The organism is Streptomyces hilarionis (assembly GCF_024539675.1).
Lineage (GTDB): Bacteria > Actinomycetota > Actinomycetes > Streptomycetales > Streptomycetaceae > Streptomyces > Streptomyces hilarionis.
This window is the reverse complement of sequence record NZ_JAHHIT010000523.1, coordinates 1-368: the sequence shown is the minus strand read 5'-3', so window position 1 is coordinate 368 and position 368 is coordinate 1. Positions and strand designations below refer to the sequence as shown.

General features: G+C 41.0%; 1 protein-coding gene. It reads left to right on the top strand.

What is annotated here, in order from left to right:
- Positions 1-20: 20 nt before the first annotated feature.
- A partial coding sequence (locus KMS84_RS39375) for a DUF8371 domain-containing protein (protein WP_498066976.1) occupies positions 21-368 on the top strand: 348 nt, incomplete at its 3' end.

Genomic DNA, 368 nt, shown 5'->3' with positions numbered 1-368 from the left:
TACATCAGTACCCCAATTTAATGGACGTGTATGTCGGAATTAGAGAGTCAAATAAAGAAGCCGCCAGCACTTCAAGTCTAGAAAAGGTACTCACTGCTCAAAAACTATTCCAAGAGCAACTGCGCCAACTTATAGACCTGCTAGATAAAACTTCGTTTTATGAATCAGAACCGAACAGCTATGAAGCAGGAATGCAACGGGTTCAATTTTTGAAACACGTGATTGAAAAGCAAGACGGATATCGCCTTTTTTATGTAAAGGGGATCCCGATATCAAGAGAAAGCGATTTGCAGATTATGTTCAAACTAACCTGGTTCGCTTCTAAATTTAGCTCGGACGCCGAAGTTAATAATGGTCGAGGACCAGCA